The following is a 22,290-nucleotide window of genomic DNA, read 5'->3' on the forward strand; positions in this document are numbered from 1 at the left end:
AGAGCGGATATCTGATCAATGGAGCTTCGTCATCTACGTTGTTTTCTAGCCGTGGCGGAGGAGCTTCACTTCGCTCGTGCAGCAGAGCGACTGCATATTGAGCAGTCTCCGCTATCGCGAGCGATTAAAGAACTTGAAGAAGATCTTGGTACCCAGCTTTTTGTGCGAACCACGCGCAGCACACGCTTGACACGTGCAGGACAACTATTTCTGGACCATGTGCAGCGTGTGTTCGCAGCCCTCCAGCAAGCACGAGACAGCGTAAAGGCTGCCACCAATGGCTTTCACAGTCAGTTGCGCGTAGCGCTCTCGGATGGCATCCCGCCGTCGCGCTTCTCGACCTTTCTGGCGTTGTGCCGTCAAGAGGAGCCGGAGATCGAGATACGTCTGACCGAAGTCCCATTGGTACAGCAGATCAAAGGACTGCACGAAGACTTGTACGATGTGGGGTTCGCACGATCGGATGAAGTTGGCGATGGCATCCTTGCCGAAGCCGTCTGGACCGACCCATTGGTGGTAGCGGTTCCTGCTCGCCATCCTCTGCTGACATACAAGCGCATCCCTCTGAAGGAATTGCTGCGCTACCCGTTGGTACTTGGAGATCCGCAGATATGCGAAGGTTATGTGCGACAGATAGAGCGAGTGCTGCGGAAGGCCGACCAAGAGCCATTGATCGCCGAACGGGTAGTTTCCACCGATCTGATGATGGCGCTGGTAGCAGCAGGCTTCGCCTTGGGACTGGCTGGTGCTTCGCAAATCGTCAACAGCCGCGAGTCAGGCGTGGTGGCTCGGCCTCTTGCTGGCTTCCGAATGCCGGTGCTGACCACGTATCTGCTGCGCTTGAACAACAAACCAACTGAGGCACTGGCTCGCTTTGTCGCAAGAATAAGCGCCATCGACTCGCCTCCTGCAATGAACCCTGCTGAACTATCCGACCTCGATGCTTCGGAGGAAATCGAACCGTGAACAGGATCATGTTGTTTACACTTGCCGTAGCGCTGACTGCTTGCGGCAAGTCTCCACCAGCCGAAACGGTGGAGGCTCTTGCAGCCAACCCCACACGGTTGAAGGAATTGCGCGAACAGTGCAAGACGGATCGCGCCAAGGTGGGCGATGAACTCTGCAATCGTGCGGCCGAGGCAACGAATCGGCGCTTCTTCGGGGATGGCAAGACGCCGTACACCCCGCCGAAGGAGCAGCCGAAGTTCTGATCGTTGCCTATTCGTAAGAAACTTCGATCCCCCAACTCGATACGCCGCAATGCGCCGCCGCACGCGGCGTTTCTCCAATATTCGCCACTGCGCGAAATCTTGCTTTTTCCGCGACTTTTCTTCCGATAACGGTCTTTGACCGGCCCTCGACCTGACTCCGATCCTCGCGTGTACGGCACGCCCTTGTGCCGCGTGTCGCACAGGAGAAAACGGAGGCGGAGATGCAAGGTCAAGGCGTGCTGTTCGGGCAGATCGCCGTGGTATTCGGCATTGTGTTCGCCGGCGTGTGGGCCGCCACACAATGGACAGCCGCCGCCTTGGGCTACCAGCTACGCCTTGGCTCGCCCTGGTTCGATTTCTTCCACACGCCGGTCTACCACCCTTGGCGGCTGTTCGAGTGGTGGTTCCTCTACGACGGCTATGCACGGCACGTCTTCGACGTAGGCGGCGCGATCGCTGGGGGCAGCGGCCTCATGTCCGTGCTGGTCGCAATCGCCATGTCAGTGTGGCGGTCGCGGCAATCGAAGCTGGTCACGACCTACGGTTCGGCGCGCTGGGCTGATGCTGCCGATATTCGCAAGGCCAAACTCGACAAGCCCGTCGGCGTTTTTCTCGGCCTACATCGCGGCCAATACCTGCGGCATGAAGGCCCGGAACACGTCCTGACCTTCGCGCCGACGCGCTCCGGCAAGGGTGTCGGCCTGGTGGTGCCGACGCTGTTGAGCTGGCCGGCGTCCGCCGTCATCCACGACATCAAGGGCGAGAACTGGCAGATCACCGCCGGCTGGCGCTCGCGCTTCTCGCACTGCCTGCTGTTCAACCCCACCGATGCCAAATCGGCGGCCTACAACCCGCTGCTCGAAGTCCGGCGCGGCGCGCATGAAGTGCGCGACGTGCAGAACATCGCGGACATCCTGGTCGATCCCGAAGGCGCGCTCGAACGCCGCAATCATTGGGAGAAGACTTCGCACGCGCTGCTGGTCGGCGCCATCCTGCACGTGCTCTACGCCGGCGAGGACAAAACGCTGCGCGGCGTCGCCAACTTCCTCTCCGACCCGGCTTGCCCGTTCGAGCTGACGCTGCATCGGATGATGACGACGTGTCACCTGGGCGACGTGCCGCATCCCGTCGTCGCATCCGCTGCGCGCGAGGTGTTGAACAAGTCGGACAACGAGCGGTCGGGCGTGCTGTCCACCGCCATGTCGTTCCTCGGCCTGTACCGCGATCCCACAGTGGCCGAAGTCACGTCGCGCTGCGACTGGCGCATCGCCGACCTGATCGCATCCAAGTATCCCGTCTCGCTGTACCTCGTCGTGCCGCCGTCGGACATCAGCCGCACGAAGCCGCTGGTGCGCTTGATCCTCAACCAGATCGGTCGGCGCCTCACCGAATCGCTCGATGGCAGCGACGGCATCGCACGCCGCCACAAGTTGCTGCTGATGCTCGACGAGTTCCCGGCGCTGGGCCGCCTCGACTTCTTCGAGACGGCGCTGGCGTTCATGGCTGGCTATGGCATCCGCAGCTTCCTCATCGCGCAGTCGCTCAACCAGATCGACAAAGCCTACGGCCAAAACCATTCCATCCTTGACAACTGCCATGTGCGCGTGACGTTCGCCACCAACGACGAACGCACCGCCAAGCGCATCTCGGAAACGCTCGGCACCGCCACCGAACTGCGCGCGCAGCGCAACTACGCCGGCCATCGTCTCTCGCCGTGGCTGGGCCACCTGATGGTGTCGCGCCAGGAAACCGCGCGTCCGCTGCTGACGCCCGGCGAAGTGATGCAGCTCCCGCCCGACGACGCCGTGGTGATGGTGTCCAGTGTCGCGCCGATCAGAGCCAAGAAGCTGCGCTACTACGCCGACGCGAATTTCAAGCGCCGCGTGCTGCCGCCACCGGCGCTTGCCGCCGGGCGCTATGCCGACGCACCACCGCTGCGGCCGGACGACTGGAGCGGGCTGGCTATTCCTGCCGTTCCAACCGCGCCCGCAGTCGTGGGCCTGGCTGCCATCGACACGGGCTCGACCGATGACGGCGGCCCGCGCCGGCAGCCGGAGCTATCCGAAGTCGCCGCCTATAGCCCCGAGCAGCAGCCGGCCGATAACGACCTGGCGCTGCTCGATGACGACGACCTGCCGTTGCCGCTTCCTCGCCAACTCGATCCGGCCATGCAACGCACGGCTCGGCTCGCGTCCCTCGACCAACAGGACGGGATCGAGCTATGAGCCAGTACCGCCTCAACTTGTTCATTCCGCACGAGCATGCCAAGCGCCTCGACGAACTGGCCGCGAAGAAAGGCGTATCGAAGTCATCCATCGTCGCGGCGGCGCTGGCGTCATGGCTGTCACCCGATGCGGGCGACCAGCGTGAGGCTGCCATCGCCAAGCGGCTCGACCGGCTGACGCGCCAGTTCGAGAAGTTGGAGCGCGACCAGAACATCGAGATCGAGACGCTGGCGCTGTTCGTTCGCTACTTCCTGACGGTCAGCACGCCGATTCCCGAGGCCCACCAGGATGCGGCCCGAGCGCAGGGCAAGGCACGTTTTGAGCAGTTCGTCGAACAGCTCGGCCGCCACTTGATGCGCGGTCGCAGCCTCGTGCGTGACGTGGTGGAGGAACTGAATCCCGACACCGCGCGACTGGACGACGCGGCGGCGCTGGCCACAGCCCAGGAGCGTGCGACATGAGCGCGCAACCGCAGTCCTTCGCCGTTACGTCGCTCGACCGGCGCATCCGCATGTTGCGCACGGCGATGGGGCCGCTGATCGCCGCCGCGTTGGAAGACCCGGACGTGGTGGAAATCATGCTCAACCCCGACCGCACGCTGTGGGTCGATCGCCTGTCGTCGGGTCGAGCACCGATGGGTGCAGAGCTGTCCGAGGAAGATGGCGAACGCATCATCCGCCTGGTCGCCGCGCACGTCGGCGCGGAAGTGCATCGCGGCCAGCCGCTGCTGACCGCCGAGCTGCCCGAAACCGGCGAACGCTTCGAGGGCATCCTGCCACCGGCAGCGCCAGGACCGGCCTTCGCGCTGCGCAAGCGCGCGGTTGGCGTCATTCCGCTGGATCGCTACATCACCGATGGAATGATGAGCGTCGAGCAGGCCGCGTTCCTGCGCGACGCTGTACGCGAGCGCCAGAACATCCTCATCGCCGGCGGCACCAGCACCGGCAAGACCACGCTCGCCAATGCCTTGCTCGCAGAGATCGCCGCTACCGGCGACCGCGTGCTGGTGCTCGAAGACACGGTGGAACTGCAATGCGCGGCACGCGACCACGTACCTCTGCGCACGCGCGCTGGCGTCGTGTCGATGACCGAGCTGGTGCGCGCCACGATGCGTTTGCGCCCTGACCGGGTGATCGTCGGCGAGGTGCGCGGCGGCGAGGCGCTGGATCTCATCAAGGTGTGGGGCACCGGCCATCCCGGAGGCATCGCCACGATCCACGCCGGTTCCGCACCGGGCGCGCTGCTGCGCCTGGAGCAACTGATCCTCGAAGTCGCGGTGAACCCGCCGCGGGCGCTGGTCGCCGAAGCGGTCAACGTCGTCATTCACATCGCCGGCCGCGGCCGGCGCCGTCGCATCGAAAGCATCGCCCGCGTCCTCGGTTTCGACGGCGTGGGCTACCGCCTCGCGGACGCGCTGGAGCCACCGCCGCATCCAGAGCTGCCGCTCCCTTTCCCGAACCCCAACCACCTTGGAGAACTGCCATGACGCAGATGCACGCCGCTGCTTTCCGCTTTTCCGTAAATCCGGCTTCCATCCCCGTGCGTCTGCGCCGCCTAGCGGCACCGGCGCACCGCGGCCTGCTGTCGGCGGCCGTCATGCTGATGACGGCTGGCACGGCGCAGGCCGCCGGCTCCTCGATGCCGTGGGAAGGCCCGCTGCAATCCATCCTCGAATCCATCCAGGGGCCGGTCGCGCGCATCGTCGCCGTCATCATCATCATCGCCACTGGCCTTGCGCTGGCCTTCGGCGACACGTCGGGCGGCTTCCGCAAGCTCATCCAGATCGTGTTCGGCCTGTCCATCGCATTCGCGGCGTCGAGCTTCTTCCTGTCGTTCTTCAGCTTCTCCGGCGGTGCCGTCGTATGAGTACGGCCACCGATCTGCCGGGTTTCGAGGTGCCGCTGCATCGCTCGCTGACCGAGCCGATCCTGCTGGGCGGCGCACCGCGCACCGTGGCGATCGCCAACGGCACGCTCGCCGCCGCCGTGGGCCTGGGCCTGCAACTGTGGATTCCCGGCGTCGTGCTCTGGGTCGTTGGTCATTCGCTGGCCGTGTGGGGCGCGCGTGTCGATCCGCAGTTCATGCAGGTGTTCGCCAAGCACCTCAAGCACAAGCCGCTGCTGGACGTGTGACGGGAGGCCGCCGCGATGCTCAACCTCGCCGAATACCGCCAGCGACCGGCCTTGCTTGCCGACTGGCTGCCGTGGGCTGGCCTTGTCGCGCCCGGCCTCGTGCTGAACAAGGATGGTTCGTTCCAGCGCACGGCACGGTTCCGTGGCCCCGACCTCGACAGCGCGACGCAAGGCGAGCTGATCGCCACCACCGCGCGACTGAACAACGCGCTGCGCCGGCTTGACGCCGGCTGGGCGCTGTTCGTCGAAGCCGAGCGCCGGCCGGCAGCCGACTATCCGCGCTCGGATTTCCCAGAGCCGCTGTCGTGGCTGGTGGACGAGGAACGCCGCGCGACCTTCGAGGAATCGGGAAACCACTTCGAGAGCGGCTATCACCTCACGCTGCAATACCTGCCGCCGGAGGAATCCCGCGCCCGCGCGGCCAAGCTGTTGTACGAGAACACGCCGACCGCTGGCGTGGACTGGCGCGAACGCCTGACCGCATTCGTCGCGGAAACCGGCCGCATCTTCGATCTGCTCGACGGCGTGATGCCGGAAATCGACTGGCTCGACGACGCCGAAACGCTGACCTACCTGCATGCGACCGTTTCGACGCAACGCTATCGCGTCGGCGTGCCGGCAGTGCCGTTCCATCTCGACGCGCTGCTGGCCGACGTGCCGCTGATCGGTGGGCTCGCGCCAATACTCGGTGATGCACACCTGCGCGTCGTGACGGTGCGCGGATTCCCGACCTCGACCTGGCCGGGGATTCTGGACGACCTCAATCGGCTCGGTTTCGCGTATCGCTGGAGCACGCGCTTCCTCTGCATGGACAAGGCCGAAGCCGAAAAGGAACTCGGCCGCCTGCGCCGGCAGTGGTTCGCCAAGCGCAAGAACGTCCTCGCACTGCTGCGCGAAACGATCTTCCAGCAGGAAAGCCCATTGGTCGATACCGACGCGAGCAACAAGGCCACCGACGCCGACGCCGCGATGCAGGAGCTGGGCAGCGATCAAGTCGCCTTCGGTTTCGTCACCGCGACCGTGACGGTGCTTGATACCGACGCCGACACGGCCGACGAGAAGCTGCGCATGGTGGAGCGCGCGATTCAGAGCCGGGGCTTCGTGACCATCCACGAAACCCTTAATTCCGTAGAGGCGTGGCTGTCGTCGATCCCCGGCAACGCTTACGCCAATGTGCGTCAGCCCATCATCTCCACGCTGAACCTCGCGCACCTGACGCCGGTGTCGGCGGTCTGGGCTGGGCCGGAAAAGAATGAGCATCTCGACGGCCCGCCGCTGATCGTTACCCGCACCGATGGCGCGACGCCGTTCCGGCTGGTGACGCACATCGGCGACGTCGGCCACACGCTGATTGCCGGTCCGACCGGCATGGGCAAGTCCGTGCTGCTCGCCACGCTGGCGATGCAGTTCCGGCGTTATCCCGGTTCGCGCATCTTTGCATTCGACATGGGCCGCTCGATGCGCGCAACGGCGCTAGGCCTGGGCGGAGAGTATTACGACCTCGGCGCCGATGGCGCGATCGCGTTCCAGCCGCTCGCGCGCATCGACCACGAGGGTTATCGCACATGGGCCGCCGAATGGGTCGAAGGCCGCCTGTCGCACGAAGGCGTCGCCCTCGGACCCGACGAGAAGGCGGCCGTATGGTCGGCGCTTGGCAGCCTCGCCAGCGCGCCGGTCGAACAGCGCACGCTCACCGGCCTGTCGGTACTGCTGCAATCGAATGCACTGCGTCAGGCGCTCGCGCCGTATGTGCTCGGCGGTGCACACGGCAAGCTGCTCGATGCTGATCACGACCGGCTCGGCGCGGCCGACGTGCAGTGCTTCGAGATGGAGGAGTTGATGCACAGCAAGGCCGCAGTGCTGGCCGTGCTGGGCTACCTGTTCGCGCGCTTCGATGAGCGTTTCGACGGGGCACCGACCCTGCTGATCCTCGACGAGTCGTGGCTGTTCCTCGATGACCCGGTGTTCGCGGCGCGCATTCGCCAGTGGCTCAAGACGCTGCGCAAGAAGAACGTCAGCGTCATCTTCGCCACGCAGTCGCTCGCGGACATCAAGGATTCGACCATCGCGCCGGCGATCATCGAGAGCTGCGCCAGCCGCATCTTCCTGCCGAACCCGCAGGCCACCGAACCGCAGATCCGCACGATCTACGAAGGCTTCGGCCTCAACAGCCGGCAAATCGAGATCGTCGCCACCGCGCAGCCCAAGCGCGACTACTACTACCAATCCCGCGCAGGCAATCGCCTGTTCGACCTCGACCTGGGGCCGGTCGCGCTCGCGTTCGCGGGTGCCTCGACGCCCCAAGACCAGCGCGCCATCGACGACGTGCTGACCGACGCCGGAGCACCGGGGTTCGCCGGCGCCTGGCTGCGTCACCGCGGCCTCGATTGGGCGGCCGACCTGCTGCCGTCCGCGCCATCCGCCGCGTCCTTCCTCGCTCCCCAACCACAGGAGATTTCGCCATGAAGATTCGCCTTCTCGCCCTTGCGGTCGCGGCGTTCGTCGGCGTCATGCCGGCCGCACACGCGCAATGGGCCGTCATCGACGCGACCAACCTCGTGCAGAACACGATGACCGCCGCGCGCACGCTGGAGCAGATCAACAACCAGGTCCGGCAACTCCAGAACCAGGCGCAGTCGCTGATCAATCAGGCGCGCAACTTGGCGAACCTGCCGTTTAACGTGGTCAGCCAGTTGCGCACGAACCTGGCGACTACGCAGCAACTCATCGCGCAGGCGCAAGGACTGGCGTTCCAGGTGCAGAGCATGGACCAGCAGTTCGCGCAGTTGTATCCGCAGCAGTACGCCGCGACCGTGAGCAGCAATCAGATGTATCAGGACGCCCACCAGCGTTGGCAGAACACGCTCAACGGCTTGCAGACCGCGATGCAAATGCAGGCGCAGGTGTCGCAGAACATCAGTGTTGACGCGGGCACCATGTCCGACCTCGTGGGCCAGAGCCAATCGGCCACCGGCGCCCTGCAGGCTATGCAGGCGACCAATCAGCTTTTGGCCCTGCAAGCGAAACAGACCAGCGAGTCGCAGCAACTCCAGCTCACACAGAGCCGCGCGGCGGCGCTGGAACTGGCGCGACAGGCCGCCGCCGTCGAACAAGGCCGCGTCATCACGCAACGCTTCCTCGGCACCGGCACGCCGTACACGCCGCAGTCCGTGAACTTCTACGGCAACTGACGGACACGGCCATGAAACCCGCGCTTGCCCTGTTCGCCTTCGCGTGCTTGCTAGTCGGCTGCGACCGGCCGCAGGCGTTGTCGGTCGATGCACTAGCCGCCGACCCGACGCGGCTGCACGCGCTGCGTGCGCAGTGCCAGCGCGGCGAACTTGACGGCGCTTTCTGCGCGCAGGTCGGCCAGGCCGACTTGCGCCGTTTCCTCTCTGGGGTAGCCGGCCCGGACGAATACCAGACGCTCGCCGACCTGCCGCCGATCCCGGCCAGTTTCGACGGCCCTGATGTGCAGACGGAGCAGCGTCCATGAATGACGTTTCGATCATCGATCATTTCCTCAACGTCTTTTCCGCCTACATCGACTCCGGTTTCGGCCTGCTGCGCGGCGAAGTCGGATTCCTGACCGCAACGCTGGTGGTGATCGACATGACGCTCGCCGGGTTGTATTGGGCGCTCGGCCACGCCACCGGCCAGGGCGAAGACGTAATGGCCAAGCTCATCCGCAAGGTGCTCTACGTCGGCACCTTCGCCTACATCATCGGCAACTTCAACATGCTGGCCGGCATCGTATTCCGGTCGTTCGCGGGCCTCGGCCTCACGGCCACCGGCTCGGCCGTGAGCATGGAAACGTTCCTGCAGCCGGGCCATCTCGCCAAGACCGGCATCGACGCCGGTATGCCGATCCTCGACCAGATCAGCGACATGGCGGGCTTCCCCGAGGTATTCATCAACATCACGCCCATCGTCGTGATGTTCCTCGCGTGGTTCACCGTCATCGTCTGCTTCTTCGTGCTGGCGGTGCAGCTTTTCATCACGCTGATCGAGTTCAAGCTGACCACGCTGGCCGGCTTCGTGCTGGTGCCGTTCGCGCTCTGGAACAAGACCGCGTTCCTCGCCGAAAAGGTGCTCGGCAACGTGGTGTCGTCCGGCATCAAGGTGCTGGTGCTGGCCGTCATCGTCGGCATCGGCACGGGCCTGCTCGCAGAGTTCCAGACGACGCCCACCGAGCCGTCCATCGACCATGCGCTGGTCGTGATGCTGGCTTCGCTCGCCATGCTCGCGCTCGGCATCTACGGGCCGGGCATCGCCACCGGCCTCGTGTCCGGCGCGCCGCAGCTCGGCGCGGGCGCGATGGCTGGTGCGGCGCTGGGCGCCGCCGGAACCGCTGTTGCTATCGGCGCAGCCGCAACCGGCGTGGGTGGTGCCGTGGCCGCTGGTGCACGCATGGCGCCGGCGGCGGCCAGTGCGATCGGCAGCGGCGCGCGGGCCGCCGCTTCGACGGCCAGCAGCGCACGGACGGCATTCCAAGCGGGTTCCGCTGCGGCGGGCGGCGGCTTCAAGGGCGCAGCCGCTGGCGTGGGCAACGTCGCACGGGCGGGCGCGCAGGCCGCCGGGCAGAGAGTCGCCGCCGGCGCGCGCGCATTCGGCGGGCGGGTGGCTGGTGCATTCCGCGGCGAGGGTGGTGCGACTGCCGGCGCGTCCACCGAAGCAGGCGCATCCAGCACTGGTTCGGCCTCGGCCGCCGCCGATCAAAAGCAACCCGCTTGGGCCAAGCGCCTGCATCGGCGCCAGCAGATCGCCCACGCCGCGACCACCACCGCGCACACCTTGCGCGGCGGGGACGGCGGCGGCTCGGCACAAGGCCCAAGCCTGGGCCAATCCGACGAATGAAGCGATTCTTGAGGAGAACGAGCCATGCGATTCAAGCGACCGCAGGTGCGCTACGCCGACACGCCGCAGCCTGCCACTCCGTACCAAGCCGCCGCGCAGGCGTGGGACGAGCGAATCGGCTCGGCCCGCGTGCAGGCGAAGAACTGGCGCTTCATGGCCTTCGGCTGTCTCGCGCTCGCGCTGTTGATGGCTGGCGGCCTGGCGTGGCGTTCGGCGCAGTCCATCGTCACGCCCTACGTCGTGGAGGTGGACAAGACCGGCGAAGTGCGCGCGGTCGGCGAAGCCGCCACGCCGTACCGGCCAGCGGATGCGCAGATCGCTTTCCACCTCGCGCACTTCATCACGCTGGTTCGCTCGCTGTCCATCGACCCGATCGTGGTTCGGCAGAACTGGCTCGACGCCTACGACTACACCACGGACAAGGGCGCCGTCGTGCTCAACGACTACGCCAGCAAGAACGATCCCTTCGCCCGCATCGGCAAAGAATCGGTGACGGTGCAGATCACCAGCGTCACGCGCGCCAGCGATTCGTCGTTCAACGTGCGCTGGACGGAGCAGCGGTTCGCCAACGGCGCGCCCACCGGCACTGAACACTGGAACGCCGTGGTGTCCATCGTCCTGCAAACCCCGCGCACCGAGCAGCGGCTGCGCAAGAACCCGCTGGGCATCTACGTCAACGGCCTGTCGTGGAGCCGCGAACTCGATGCGTCAGAAGGAGCCAAGCCATGAACCAGTCTTTCCGCTTTTACGCTTTCGTGCTGACCGTGGCGGCCCTGTCGGGATGCGCCACGCAGGGCAAGCCACCGCGCATTTCGCTCGACGAGCCGGTGCAGGCGCAGGCGCTGCCCGAACCACCTAAGCCGGTCGAAGTGGTGGAGGTGCCGAAGGTGCTGCCGATGCCGGCGCAGATGAAGCCGTTGCCGGAGGTGGATGATGCGAAGCCCGCGCCTGAGCCTGCCGACGAAACCGTGCGCGTGTCGCGTGCCAACGCCGAGGCACGCATCGCGCCCACGCGCGAGGGCTACGTCAACGCGATCCAGGTCTGGCCCTTCACCGATGGCGCGCTGTATCAGGTCTATGCGGCACCGGGGCGCGTGACCGTGATTTCGCTCCAGCCGGGCGAAGAACTGGTGACGGTCGCCGCCGGCGACACGGTGCGCTGGATCGTCGGAGACACGTCAAGCGGCGCCGGCGACGCGCTGCGCGTCAACGTGCTTGTCAAGCCCATCCGCTCCGGCCTCAAGACGAACGTGGTCATCACCACCAGCCGACGCACTTATCTGATCGAGCTGACCTCGACCGACAAGGCATGGATGGCGTCGGTGTCGTGGGAGTATCCGAAGGACCAGATGCTTGCCTTGCAGCGTCAGGATCGGGCGGCGCAAGCGGCCGCGCCGATCGACGCCGGCCTGTCGCTGGAGAAGATCCGCTTCCGCTACGCGGTCAGCGGCAGCAATCCGCCGTGGAAGCCGCTGCGCGCCTTCGACGATGGCGAGAAGGTCTATATCCAGTTCCCGCCCGGCATCGCCCAAGGCGAACTGCCGCCGCTGTTCGTCATCGGCGCACAGGGTGACGGGCAACTCGTCAACTACCGTTTCCGCTCGCCGTACTACATCGTGGATCGGCTGTTCGGCGCGGCCGAACTGCGCCTGGGCGGCGACAAGGGCGACGTGGTGCGCATCGAGCGCACGGATGGCACGCGGGGGAACTGACCATGAGCCAGGACGAAACCCCGGACGTGCCCATTCCCGAAGCGGTGCCCAAGGTCGCACCGGAGAATGTGGCGCTGCGCGCGCAGCCGCGCCCGGTGACGCGCCTCAACCGTCGCACGCTGGCGTTGTTGACGGGTGGCCTCGGCATCGTCGTGCTGGGCGCAACCCTGTGGTCGTTGCAGCCGAAGCACCCGCGCGGCAACAACGATGCGACCGAGCTTTACAACGTCGATCGCGTGTCGAAGTCCGAAGAACTCAACCGGCTTCCCGCCGACTACTCCAAGCTGCCGCCGAAGGTGCCGGAACTGGGGCCGCCGCTGCCGGGCGACCTCGGCCCGGCCATCGTCAAGTCGCAGCCACCGGTGGTGGCCAGCTACACGCCGCCCGGCCAGGATGCGGCGGCGGCCGAGCGCGACGCACTGCGCAAGGAGGCGGAAGCGGCGGCGGGTTCATCGGTGTTCTTCCGTTCCAGCAACCAGCGCGCTGCGGCTGCACCGGCGCAGACCGCTGCGGTCGCGCCGGCATCCGGCCTGGCGGGCTTCGACCCACAGGCCGCAGGCCCGGCTTCGACGGCGGCACAGCCGGCCGACCCGACCGCCGTGCAGAACCGGCAAGACCAGAAAGAGGCGTTCCAGAAAGCCGGAACCACGGAAACCCGTAATTCCGGCAACCTGCAAATGCCAACCTCGCCGTATCAGGTGATGGCCGGCACGGCGATCGCGGCGGCGCTGGTGACGGGCATCAAGTCCGACCTCCCAGGCGACGTGATCGGCACGGTGACGGAGCCGGTGTACGACACCGCGACCGGCCGCTATCTGCTGATCCCGCAGGGATCGCGCATCTTCGGCAAATACAACAGCCAGGTCGCCTACGGGCAGAGCCGCGTGCAGGTGGTGTGGAATCGCATCATCCTGCCGGACACGTCTTCGCTCACGCTCGACAACCTGGTCGGTGCCGATCCGGCCGGCTATGCCGGCCTGGAGGATGGCGTCGATTGGCATTGGGGACGCATCCTGGCCGGTGCAGCACTGTCCACCGTGTTGGGTGTGGGTTCCGAGTTGGCGGTCTCCAACCAGGGCAACACCAATGGCAACACCGTCATCGCGCTTCGGGACAGCGCGCAGGACACGGCCAATCAGGTCGGCCAGGAGTTCACACGCCGCAACCTCAACATCCAGCCGACGCTGACCGAACGACCGGGCTTGCCGGTCAGCATCATCGTCAACCGCGACTTGGTGCTGCGGCCATACCAGCCGATGTTCTTCAACCGGGGGACTTCGCAATGAGCACGACACGCAAGCTGCGTCTGGGGCCACTGCCCAAGACCGAAAGCATCAAGCTGACGTTCGCGTGCCCGGCCACGCTCAAGGCCGACCTCGACCGCTACGCGGCCATGCACGCGCAGACCTACGGTGAAGCGGTCGATGCGACGACGCTGATCCCGCACATGCTGGAGGCGTTCATTGCGGGGGATCGGGGGTTTCGCAGGAAACGGTCCGGGCAACAGTAGTCCCACTGCTGCGGCTCCAAGACCCTGGTGACGTCGTTCCTAGAGTTGATGCCCTTGCAGTAAGACGGTTGGAGTGAACATATCGCAAAGCATCAGCACATGATGCCTGGCACGGGTGATACCAACTCGCGCCAGTTTGCGACAACGAGGGTGAGGCGCAGCCTCTTGAGTGAAAAGCAGAGGACTGCTGTTCGGGTCATCGAAGATGATTGCTGCGTCGAACTCCTTGCCTTTCGACTTGTGAATGGTCATGACGTGGATGCCCCTCAAGTCATTGCCACCCGACAAGAGCTGATCTTCGGCTATGGCCGCATCAAGTGCGCCACGCGCATTTCGATATGCTCCCTGCGTTTGCCAGAGTTCGGTCAGTGCTGCTGAGATACGGCGGCCACGCTGGAACGCGACAAGCTGTTCGGCATCTTCTGCTATGGCTTGAAACGAGTTGGCACCAGCATTGCGAAGGATGCTGCGCGCATCCAGCCAATCCCGCTTCGGGTCGCCAGTGAACTCGTGGGTGCGCAATAGACGTACCGCAGCTAGGAGCTTGGATGCCACTCCATTAGCGCGTGGGGAAGTACCGCCGCGGCTTTGTACGGCGCTTGCTACCAACCGCTGTGCGGTGGCTAGATTGGTATTTCCGCCGCGTGCTCGGAAAACCGTCGCAGCAAGATCGAGTCCATCGGCCAAGTCCAGCAATTCCTCCGCTACGGGCCTGCGCGGTTCCAGCATAAACGCGACCATGCGACTCGAAAGCAGAACAGATGCTTCGTCGATCATCACCCGATGCGGGATCAAGTTCGTGCCGTCGCCAGTCAGAGCACGGGAGATGACATTGACTCCGCGCCCCCATGTTGCCAGTACCGCAAGACTCTCGATGTCGCCTTGGGCGGCTTCCTTTGCACGTTGAATGGCGATGCCGATTGCTTGGCGGATCGCCCGATCACGGTACTCCCGGTTGGCGCGATAGTTCATCCGTGATACACCCCGGTACGCCGCACCTCTTGGCGTGTTCAATAGCACGTCGTTGGCGAAGGCGACGATTTCCGAATTTGGACTTCGGTGATTCTCGCCGGCCAGATCCACCCGCAGCGGTTGCAACGCGGCCATGATGTGCGTCACTCGGTCTGAGCTAACGCCAGGCCGGAAGTCGTAAATCTGTTGGTCCAAGTCGGCGAGGCACATCATTTGCGTGCCAGCGGATAGCAGTCGAACACATTGCCACTGATCTTCAGCGGTGTCTTGCGCCTCATCTACAACGATCAACGGATAGCACGACGAAAACAACTCGCGCAGGCGTGCGCTTCGAGACAGTAGTTCGTGAGCCTTCGGAGCAAACAGGTCGAATGCGACTCTCCCTGTTTCCTGAAATAACCGTTCGCGCTCGATGTCCCAATCACCGCCATTGCTCTCGAACTCGTGCCGCATTGCCGCCTCGTCGTGGGGCATCAGAAGACGCAACGACCGCGGTGCGCCCAGCAGGTATCCATAAGCCTGCAAGATGCGCCAGAAGAACGAGTGGAAAGTCTGGATTGAGAGCTTTCCTTGCAAGGCGGCAGGCAACTGCGTCTTGCTCGCTTCAGCGACGCGCGCTACAGCGGCACGCGAGAAGCTGAGAAACAGAACAGACTGACCAGGTGACAGGCCCCGTTCGATGACGAGTCTGGCCTTAGCCAAAGCGATGGTCGTCTTGCCGCTGCCTGGGCCACCCGTAACGAGGATCGCGCCGTTCTCGTCGAGAATGCTCTGTCGCTGCGCGCAGATGACCAGGGCCACGGCTTACAGCCCCTCGGGGGCACCGGCCGGGGCTGTGTTGTCACCGGCCGCGTCTGCCCCGGCGTCGGCCTGCGCAGCAGGTGCTTCCTTGCGCTTCGGCTTTGGGTAGCGTTGATAGATGTCAGCGAGGAAGTCGGTAATGGTTTTTGGCAGCTCTGCCACAGCACACAGTTGCAACAGCTTTGCCGCGCCGCCTTCGCCTTTCAGGCCCTTCAACGTGGAAATGGTCAACTTGCGTAATTCGTCGTCAGCAGGGCGGGCTACTGGAATCCCAAACCGGCCATCGGCGTCCTCCGCGCGCAGGGCCTCTAAATACTGCCATTGCCGATCCAAGGGGGCTTCCTCGGCCATCAGCACTTCGGCGCCTTTTTGCTGGATTTCTTTGGCTACCACGTAGTTGCCCTGCAAGGTGGCAATTTCCGCGTCCGTACGCTTCTTGCGATCGAAGAAGGCAAAGGCCGGTGTCCCGATTTCCTTGAAGAAGGCCCCCAACTTTTCCAGATTTCCGTCGCCGTCGGCATTGATGACAGACAGACCGGCTACGTCCAACGCGAACAGGGCCGGGTCACTGTCTTCCATCTTCTGCGCGACCACCAACAAGGCATCCTGTTCGGTGATGCCTTCACCGACGATCACGCCTTGGCCAAGCATGGCTTCGGCGATGGCTCGACGAAAGTTCTGTCGGTAGTTCTTGGCCTTCATACCGGCCGGCAGCTTGATCGCCGTGCCGCTCAGCGTGCCGTGTTCGTCGCGGTTGAGCTTCAGTATCCCGTCAGGCTCGAAACGCTCGATGACGTAGGGAGAATGCGATGTAACGAAGCACTGCGAAGTTTCTTCGAGCAGATAGTTCGCAATCCGCCGCTGTGTATGGGGAGGAAGGGCAATCTCGGGTTCTTCCATCGCAAAGATGACGTTGTCTTTCTTGAGGTCGGCGATGAACGTCAGCAGCGCAAGCAGGAGCGTGTTTAATGTTCCGCTACCGGCCTGTTGGAACGGGACGGCTTCCTCCCCACGCCCCATCGTCAGAAAGAAAGCGATGGTCTTCCGCAGGTGCTCGCGCGTGAGCTGGGAGACGAACAGACGGGTCGAGCGCCCCTCGCTACCGGGCGCGATGTATTCCGCCAGCCGTGTCTCGATTTCATCAAGGATCGGCCCCAGCTCAGTAGCGTCGGCGTCTATGGGTGGATCAAGGGCGGCCAGGCGCTGGCGAATGCTCTCCCACATTCCCTTGCGGGCTTCTTTCATGCGCAGGATGTTGTCGAGCAGCGTGCCGCGCTCCAGGCTCAACGCACGCGAGCCGGTGCGGATGGTACGCAGGTAAAGGAAGCCTATCGCTCGCTTGACCTTGGTGGGAATGGACCTGGGATCAGCGTCGTCATCGTCGTCGCTTCGGCCATAGATCGTCTTGGCGAAAAACTGGTCTTCTTCGATGTCGTATTGGGCGACGGTAATCAAGCGAAGGCAGAGTTCCACGTTGGGATCATCGGCGTTGCCAATCTCGCCTTCGCCGAGAACCCGCTTGTCGGTCTTGTGCCAGAACTCTAGGTTGGCGGCGCAGAGCTTCTTGATATCGTCGGTGAGATCGACGAGGACGACTTCGATGCGGATAGGAACGGGCGTTTCGCCATCTTCGTTCAGATAGCCGGCATTGCGGAAATCGAACTCCTCAACGGGAGGTGTTCGATTCAGGCGGTCCGGTCCAAGAACGAGATCGAGTGCTTCGCAGATCGTGCTCTTGCCGACGTTGTTGCCGCCGATCAGGAGCGTATGCCCTGAGAAGTGAAGTTCCGCTTTCTTGATGCCGCGGAAGTTCTCTATCCCCAACCGTGAGACGCGCATGATGCCCCCAAGAGTCCTTGCTGTTGTTGTTACGGCTACATGGTCGCCTTGCTTCCTTCATCTTCCAGACTGCTGCACGCTCCCGGTAGCTTGTCGAAAGATAAAGCATCGTCGAGCATTCACAACAAAAGCCGCCGCTGCGTGAGCAGCGGCGGCTTGCAAACTGGTGCCCGAGGCCGGAATCGAACCGGCACGCCTTTCGGCGAGGGATTTTCTTCCCACTTCGGCTTTCGCCGCCGTCCTGACAGTCGCAGGACGTTCGTGGTCTGGAGCACGCCTTCACCATAGCCTTGCGGCCGTAGGTGCCCGCCGTCTGCTCTCTACACCTTCCCAAGCGAGAGCTTGGGCTTGGCTCGGCGTTGGCTCGGACACCGAGGCATCCAGGGCTTTCGCCGACTTTGACGGGCTTCACTTCGGGCGTTTCCCCCCGAAGGCTCAAATTGTTCAAGTCCCTTGTGTCTACCGATTTCACCACTCGGGCGTAGTGCGATGCGCTGGAAGCTCCTATCTCAAGTTCTGGTGGCGCCTAGCTGGCCCCTGACCACCAAGCCAAGCCGTGAAGCTGCGCCTTGGATGCCAGCAAGCCGTTGTCACTATTAGCGTTCTGGCAGGTTAGCGCAAGCAGGAAAGACTTGACAAAACTGATTTTAAGTCTCTTGCGTCTACCAATTTCGCCATCCAGGCAAGGCAGCTACCACGGTGACGAGAGCTGCGCGCGTGATCGTAACATGCGTTTAGCTTTTCGCGGAGCAGCACGCACTGCTTTAATGCGGCAAGATCCCGGAATAATGACATCGAAATTAGTACTTTTATGTATGTAATTTCCTATTTTCAGTGTGAGTTTTGGAGCTATATAGAAAATCCTTGCTAATCTGGGGGTTGCGGGCTTGCAATGTGTCGGCTGCCCGCCTACTTTGCAGGTGCACATCACCTAACCAGGGAGGGCGCAAGATGATTGACGTTGTACTCGTGGATGATCACGAGCTAGTCCGCACCGGCTTCAGGATGATCCTACAGCAGCCGGACATTCGTATCTGTGGCGAGGCGGGCACGGCCGAAGAGGGTCTGCGCCTGATCCGGGCTGCCAAACCGCATATTGCATTGGTCGATGTGCACATGCCCGGTATGAGCGGCATCGAGCTGACGGAACGGGTAGCTCGCGCGAATCTGCCTACTCACGTAATCGTTGTAACGGTAGTAGACGATGCCCGTTTTCCGAAGCGGCTATTGGATGCTGGCGCACATGGTTATCTAACTAAGAGTTGCGCTGCCGAAGAATTGCTCAATGCCGTGCGCCAAGTGGCCGGCGGCCGGCGTTATCTGGCTCCTGCAGTAGCACAGCAGTTGGCGCTGGCCACCTTGGATGGCGAAGGTTCGCCATTCGACGTGCTCTCTAGCCGCGAGCTGGAGGTGGCGATGATGTTGGTGCGTGGCAAGGCGCTTACGGCAATCGGCGAGCAGCTCAACCTGAGTCCCAAAACGGTCTCTACCTATAAACAGCGGCTTATGGAAAAGTTGCAGGTAGACCACGTGATCAGCCTTGCGCACTTGATGACAGTGCATGGTCTGCTGGATACGCATAACAACCAGGTCGGAGGCTGAGCAAGTTTCCGCAATAGAAAAGGGCCGGACATTGTCCGGCCCTTTCTGTTTTGGGTTGTTGTGCGCGCCAAGTGCATCAGGACGACTGGTTATTGCGCTGTGTCTGGAGCGTGTCATCTTTATCGGGCGAAGACGGTTCTTTAGCGTCTTCAACGCCATGCTCTGGCGCGGCTGCTGCGTGTTGGCGCATGGGCTGGGAAAGCAGATCACCTTGCTCAGGCTGATGAAACAGCGGTGTTGGTGTGATCACAATTGGAGCGGGTGTTTGCACAGGCACGGCTTGCTCGCTGGCCGGCTCGGTGGACTGCGATGTTACTGTGGCTGCTATTGAGACGGAGTCGATGGGTGCAGCGACATTCGTTTCATTGGTGGCGGGTGCGACGTCATGGGAGACCGTAACCGTCACGGTCTCAGCCGGAGCAACAGGCACTTCGGTTTTTGGCTCATCGACAGCATTGCTTTCAGGAGCGCGGCTGGCTTGGGCAGCTTCGCGCATCGGAATCGGTGGCAACACAGGCAGGTTGAACGATGCCGCCACAGGTGCGGGGGCGATAATCAGCGGTATCGCAGCTTGCTCATCCGCTACGGATACTTGGTGGATTTCACTGGATGCGACATCGGTCCTGGTTATCTCGACCGGAACGACAGGCGGCTTGACTGCTGCCTGCTCTGCCGTTTCATTGGCGCTGGGCGAAACGGCCTCGATCGGGGCGGGTGCTTTGGGCGCCGGCTTCTGTGCTTGCATTTCAGTCGATGGAGCGTGCTGTGTTAGCGCAGCGATGGCTTCGGACTTGGCTTGCGGCGCCTGGGTGAGTTCGGATGCAACGTCTTCGTCGCGATCCTCGTCATCCAATGTCTCGCTCACCTGCTCGTTCGAGACCGCGCCTGTGGCGGTACCGTCATTACGGCGACGACGACGGCCACCGCGGCGACCACGGCGGCGACGCGACTGGTTGCTCTCTGCGGTTTCATTGGCAGCTGCGTCGACCCCTTCAGCGACTACGCCTGCGAGGTTGCTGGCAGGTTTGTTGACTGACTTTGGCGCTTCCACGGGCTTGGCGGCCGTCGGTGCGTCGGCGGCTGGCTGCCGCTGAGGAGGTTCGGTCTGCGGCTGGCGCTGCTGGCGTTCCTGCGACGGCAGTTGCTTGGCGACCGGCGCACTCTGCTGCTTGTTACGCTGTTCATTAGCCACGGCTTCACTGGTTTGAGCTGCCGGCTTGGGTTGGCGTTGTTCCTGCTTGTTACTTTGCTGTTGCGACGGTTGCGGCTGGCGGTTCTGCGCCTGCTGCTGCTCGTTACGTTGCCGTTGCTGCTGATTCGGGTTCTTGCCTTGCTGTTGAGGCTGATTGCTGCGTGTCTCGCGCTGCTGACTCTGGCGCTGTTGGCCGTCTGTGCGATGGCGCTCGTTGCGACGATCTTGCTGCGGCTTGCCGCGCGATGCTTCCTGGCGCGCTGCTGGAGCTGGAGCCGGAGCTGGCTCGGCGGCACTGTTGCCGCGGAAGAAACCGACGATGCGAGAGAAGAAACCAACATTGCTGACCGGCGTAGCCATGGGAGCTGCCATCGGTTGGCGCTTTGCGACCTGGGCTGGAGCCGTCGTGGCGGCAGGTTCTTCCTCCCGCACTGGTGCTGGGCTGGCCGGCACGATACCGCTGACGGCAGGCTGTTCGCTGCTACCCAGCACCTGGCCCATCTTGCGGATGGCGCTGGGTTCTTCGGCGGTGATGCGCTCGTAACTGGGTTTGCTGTGCTCACCCATATCCGCTTCGCGGATGCGCTGGATCTCGATGTGCGGTGTTTCGAGCTTGTCGTCCGCCACAATCACCACGTGCACCTTGTTGCGCAGTTCTATCTCAACCACGCTGGCGCGCTTTTCGTTGAGCATGAAGTTGGCCACGCTGGGCGGGGTCTGCACCAGCACCTGGCCAGTGTTGTCCTTCATAGCGTGCTCTTCGATCAGGCGCAGGGTCGAGAGCGATAGCGATTCTACGCTGCGGATATGGCCGTGGCCTTCACAGCGCGGGCAGACGATCTGGGTGGCTTCGCCCAGTGACGGGCGCAGGCGCTGGCGCGACATCTCCAGTAGGCCGAAGCGTGAAAGGCGACCGATCTGGATGCGTGCGCGGTCTAGCTTGGAGGCATCCTTCAGGCGCTCTTCGACTTCCCGCTGATGCTTGGGGCTGTCCATGTCGATGAAGTCGATCACGATCAGGCCGCCAGCATCGCGGATGCGCAACTGGCGGGCGATCTCGGCCGCTGCTTCCAAGTTGGTGTTGAACGCGGTCTCCTCGATGTCGCCGCCCTTGGTGGCCTTGGAGGAGTTGATGTCGATGGCGGTTAGCGCTTCGGTCTGATCGATCACGATCGAACCGCCGGAGGGCAGGCGCACGCTGCGATCGAAAGCGCTCTCGATCTGGGTTTCGATCTGGTAGCGCGAGAACAGCGGGGTATCGTCTTTATAGAGCTTGAGCTTGCGCAGGGCGTTGGGCATCACCTGCTGCATGAACTCGCGGGCGTCGTGGTAGAGCGACTCCTCGTCGATCAGGATCTCGCCGATGTCGTTGCGCAGGTAGTCGCGCAGGGCACGGATGAACAGCTTCGATTCCTGGTAAATCAGGAACGGCGCCTTCTGCGCCTGGGCCGCACCGGAGATCGCCTTCCATAACTGGATCAGGTAATCGAGGTCCCACTGCAGCTCTTCGGCGTCGCGGCCCATGCCGGCGGTACGCACGATCAGGCCCATGTCGTCCGGAACGGTGAGGTGCTCCAGCGCTTCCTTCAGCGCCTGCCGATCTTCACCCTCGATGCGACGGGACACGCCGCCGGCTTTCGGGTTGTTCGGCATCAGCACCATGTAGCGGCCGGCCAGGCTGATGAAGGTGGTGAGGGCAGCGCCCTTGTTGCCGCGTTCTTCTTTCTCGACCTGGACAACGACTTCTTGGCCTTCCCTCAGCAGTTCGCGAATATTGGACTTGTAAGGATCAAGCCCCGACGTGAAATATTCGCGGGCGATTTCCTTCAGGGGGAGGAAGCCATGGCGTTCGGCGCCATAGTCGACAAAGCAGGCTTCCAGGGATTGCTCAACGCGCGTGATACGGCCTTTGTAGATGTTGGCCTTTTTCTGTTCGCGGGAGGGAATTTCGATATCGAGATCGTAAAGGGTTTGACCATCCACGATAGCCACACGCAACTCTTCACGCTGAGTTGCGTTGATCAACATTCTTTTCATTGTGATTCCTCGGCTTGGCCGTGCGTCGCGCGCCGCGGTGGCGCCTGGTGTGGCGGCCTGTCCTTCGGAGCGCGCCGCTGCGGTAAAGCGGCAAAATAAACGGTAACGTTCCCGATACCGGGATGATTCTTGGGCACGCAAGCCGCGTTGTCTGTCTGCATGTGAGAGCGGACAAGTGGCTGCCCGAACCGTTACGATGA

Annotated in this window: 19 protein-coding genes; 16 read left to right on the forward strand and 3 right to left on the reverse strand. The window is 63.4% G+C overall.

The features are described 5' to 3' along the window. Positions 1 to 18 precede the first annotated feature (18 nt). The 15 genes from EO087_RS00635 (at position 19) to EO087_RS00705 (ending at position 13,647) form a co-directional block, all read left to right on the forward strand. Positions 19 to 966, forward strand: coding sequence for a LysR family transcriptional regulator (locus EO087_RS00635; protein ID WP_128897164.1), 948 nt, complete (start codon positions 19 to 21; stop codon positions 964 to 966). After that, entirely contained in the window at positions 963 to 1,211 is a 249-nt protein-coding gene (locus EO087_RS00640; RefSeq protein ID WP_128897165.1) for an EexN family lipoprotein, read from the forward strand. Before EO087_RS00635 ends, EO087_RS00640 begins: the two co-directional genes overlap by 4 nt. 221 nt (positions 1,212 to 1,432) lie before the next feature. Beyond that, positions 1,433 to 3,436: a conjugal transfer protein TraG gene (locus EO087_RS00645; protein ID WP_128897166.1), complete on the forward strand. Its 2,004-nt coding sequence runs from the start codon at positions 1,433 to 1,435 to the stop codon at positions 3,434 to 3,436. Continuing rightward, the gene (locus tag EO087_RS00650; protein WP_128897167.1) at positions 3,433 to 3,897 is read left to right on the forward strand and encodes a ribbon-helix-helix protein, CopG family; all 465 of its coding nucleotides are present in this window, start codon (positions 3,433 to 3,435) and stop codon (positions 3,895 to 3,897) included. The genes EO087_RS00645 and EO087_RS00650 overlap by 4 nt, the downstream gene beginning before the upstream one ends. Further along, positions 3,894 to 4,922, forward strand: a complete 1,029-nt coding sequence (trbB, locus tag EO087_RS00655; RefSeq protein WP_128897168.1) for a P-type conjugative transfer ATPase TrbB — start codon at positions 3,894 to 3,896, stop codon at positions 4,920 to 4,922. The genes EO087_RS00650 and trbB overlap by 4 nt, the downstream gene beginning before the upstream one ends. After that, positions 4,919 to 5,302: a TrbC/VirB2 family protein gene (locus EO087_RS00660; protein WP_128897169.1), complete on the forward strand. Its 384-nt coding sequence runs from the start codon at positions 4,919 to 4,921 to the stop codon at positions 5,300 to 5,302. Before trbB ends, EO087_RS00660 begins: the two co-directional genes overlap by 4 nt. Then, positions 5,299 to 5,568, forward strand: coding sequence for a VirB3 family type IV secretion system protein (locus EO087_RS00665; protein ID WP_128897170.1), 270 nt, complete (start codon positions 5,299 to 5,301; stop codon positions 5,566 to 5,568). The genes EO087_RS00660 and EO087_RS00665 overlap by 4 nt, the downstream gene beginning before the upstream one ends. Positions 5,569 to 5,583: 15 nt before the next feature. Further along, positions 5,584 to 8,034 carry a conjugal transfer protein TrbE gene (trbE, locus tag EO087_RS00670; RefSeq protein ID WP_128897171.1) on the forward strand — a complete coding sequence of 817 codons (2,451 nt, stop codon included), beginning with the start codon at positions 5,584 to 5,586 and terminating at the stop codon, positions 8,032 to 8,034. Further along, positions 8,031 to 8,759: a P-type conjugative transfer protein TrbJ gene (gene trbJ, locus EO087_RS00675; RefSeq protein ID WP_128897172.1), complete on the forward strand. Its 729-nt coding sequence runs from the start codon at positions 8,031 to 8,033 to the stop codon at positions 8,757 to 8,759. Before trbE ends, trbJ begins: the two co-directional genes overlap by 4 nt. A gap of 11 nt (positions 8,760 to 8,770) precedes the next feature. Beyond that, a complete protein-coding gene (locus tag EO087_RS00680; protein WP_128897173.1) occupies positions 8,771 to 9,064 on the forward strand; it encodes a hypothetical protein in 294 nt (97 codons plus the stop codon). Continuing rightward, positions 9,061 to 10,425 (forward strand): P-type conjugative transfer protein TrbL, encoded by a 1,365-nt coding sequence (gene trbL / locus EO087_RS00685; RefSeq protein ID WP_128897174.1) that lies wholly within the window; start codon positions 9,061 to 9,063, stop codon positions 10,423 to 10,425. Before EO087_RS00680 ends, trbL begins: the two co-directional genes overlap by 4 nt. 24 nt (positions 10,426 to 10,449) lie before the next feature. Further along, positions 10,450 to 11,154 (forward strand): conjugal transfer protein TrbF, encoded by a 705-nt coding sequence (trbF, locus tag EO087_RS00690; protein ID WP_128897175.1) that lies wholly within the window; start codon positions 10,450 to 10,452, stop codon positions 11,152 to 11,154. Further along, positions 11,151 to 12,137, forward strand: a complete 987-nt coding sequence (gene trbG / locus EO087_RS00695; protein ID WP_128897176.1) for a P-type conjugative transfer protein TrbG — start codon at positions 11,151 to 11,153, stop codon at positions 12,135 to 12,137. Before trbF ends, trbG begins: the two co-directional genes overlap by 4 nt. Before the next feature lie 2 nt (positions 12,138 to 12,139). Next, positions 12,140 to 13,423 carry a TrbI/VirB10 family protein gene (locus EO087_RS00700; protein WP_128897177.1) on the forward strand — a complete coding sequence of 428 codons (1,284 nt, stop codon included), beginning with the start codon at positions 12,140 to 12,142 and terminating at the stop codon, positions 13,421 to 13,423. Beyond that, positions 13,420 to 13,647, forward strand: coding sequence for a DUF2274 domain-containing protein (locus EO087_RS00705; protein ID WP_128897178.1), 228 nt, complete (start codon positions 13,420 to 13,422; stop codon positions 13,645 to 13,647). The genes EO087_RS00700 and EO087_RS00705 overlap by 4 nt, the downstream gene beginning before the upstream one ends. 39 nt (positions 13,648 to 13,686) lie before the next feature. Here EO087_RS00705 and EO087_RS00710 read toward each other — a convergent pair whose 3' ends face one another. Both EO087_RS00710 and EO087_RS00715 read right to left on the reverse strand, forming a co-directional pair. Continuing rightward, positions 13,687 to 15,420 carry an ATP-dependent helicase gene (locus tag EO087_RS00710; protein ID WP_128897179.1) on the reverse strand — a complete coding sequence of 578 codons (1,734 nt, stop codon included), beginning with the start codon at positions 15,418 to 15,420 and terminating at the stop codon, positions 13,687 to 13,689. Positions 15,421 to 15,423: 3 nt separating this feature from the next. Further along, a complete protein-coding gene (locus tag EO087_RS00715) occupies positions 15,424 to 17,259 on the reverse strand; it encodes an AAA family ATPase (RefSeq protein WP_128897180.1) in 1,836 nt (611 codons plus the stop codon). Positions 17,260 to 18,210: 951 nt separating this feature from the next. Here EO087_RS00715 and EO087_RS00720 point away from each other — a divergent pair. After that, positions 18,211 to 18,861, forward strand: a complete 651-nt coding sequence (locus tag EO087_RS00720) for a response regulator (protein ID WP_128897181.1) — start codon at positions 18,211 to 18,213, stop codon at positions 18,859 to 18,861. Positions 18,862 to 18,937: 76 nt separating this feature from the next. Here the strand turns inward: EO087_RS00720 and rne are convergent, their stop codons facing one another. Further along, positions 18,938 to 22,090: a ribonuclease E gene (gene rne / locus EO087_RS00725; protein WP_128897182.1), complete on the reverse strand. Its 3,153-nt coding sequence runs from the start codon at positions 22,088 to 22,090 to the stop codon at positions 18,938 to 18,940. Positions 22,091 to 22,290: the final 200 nt, after the last annotated feature.

This window comes from Dyella sp. M7H15-1 (assembly GCF_004114615.1).
In the GTDB taxonomy this organism is placed as follows: Bacteria; Pseudomonadota; Gammaproteobacteria; order Xanthomonadales; family Rhodanobacteraceae; genus Dyella_B.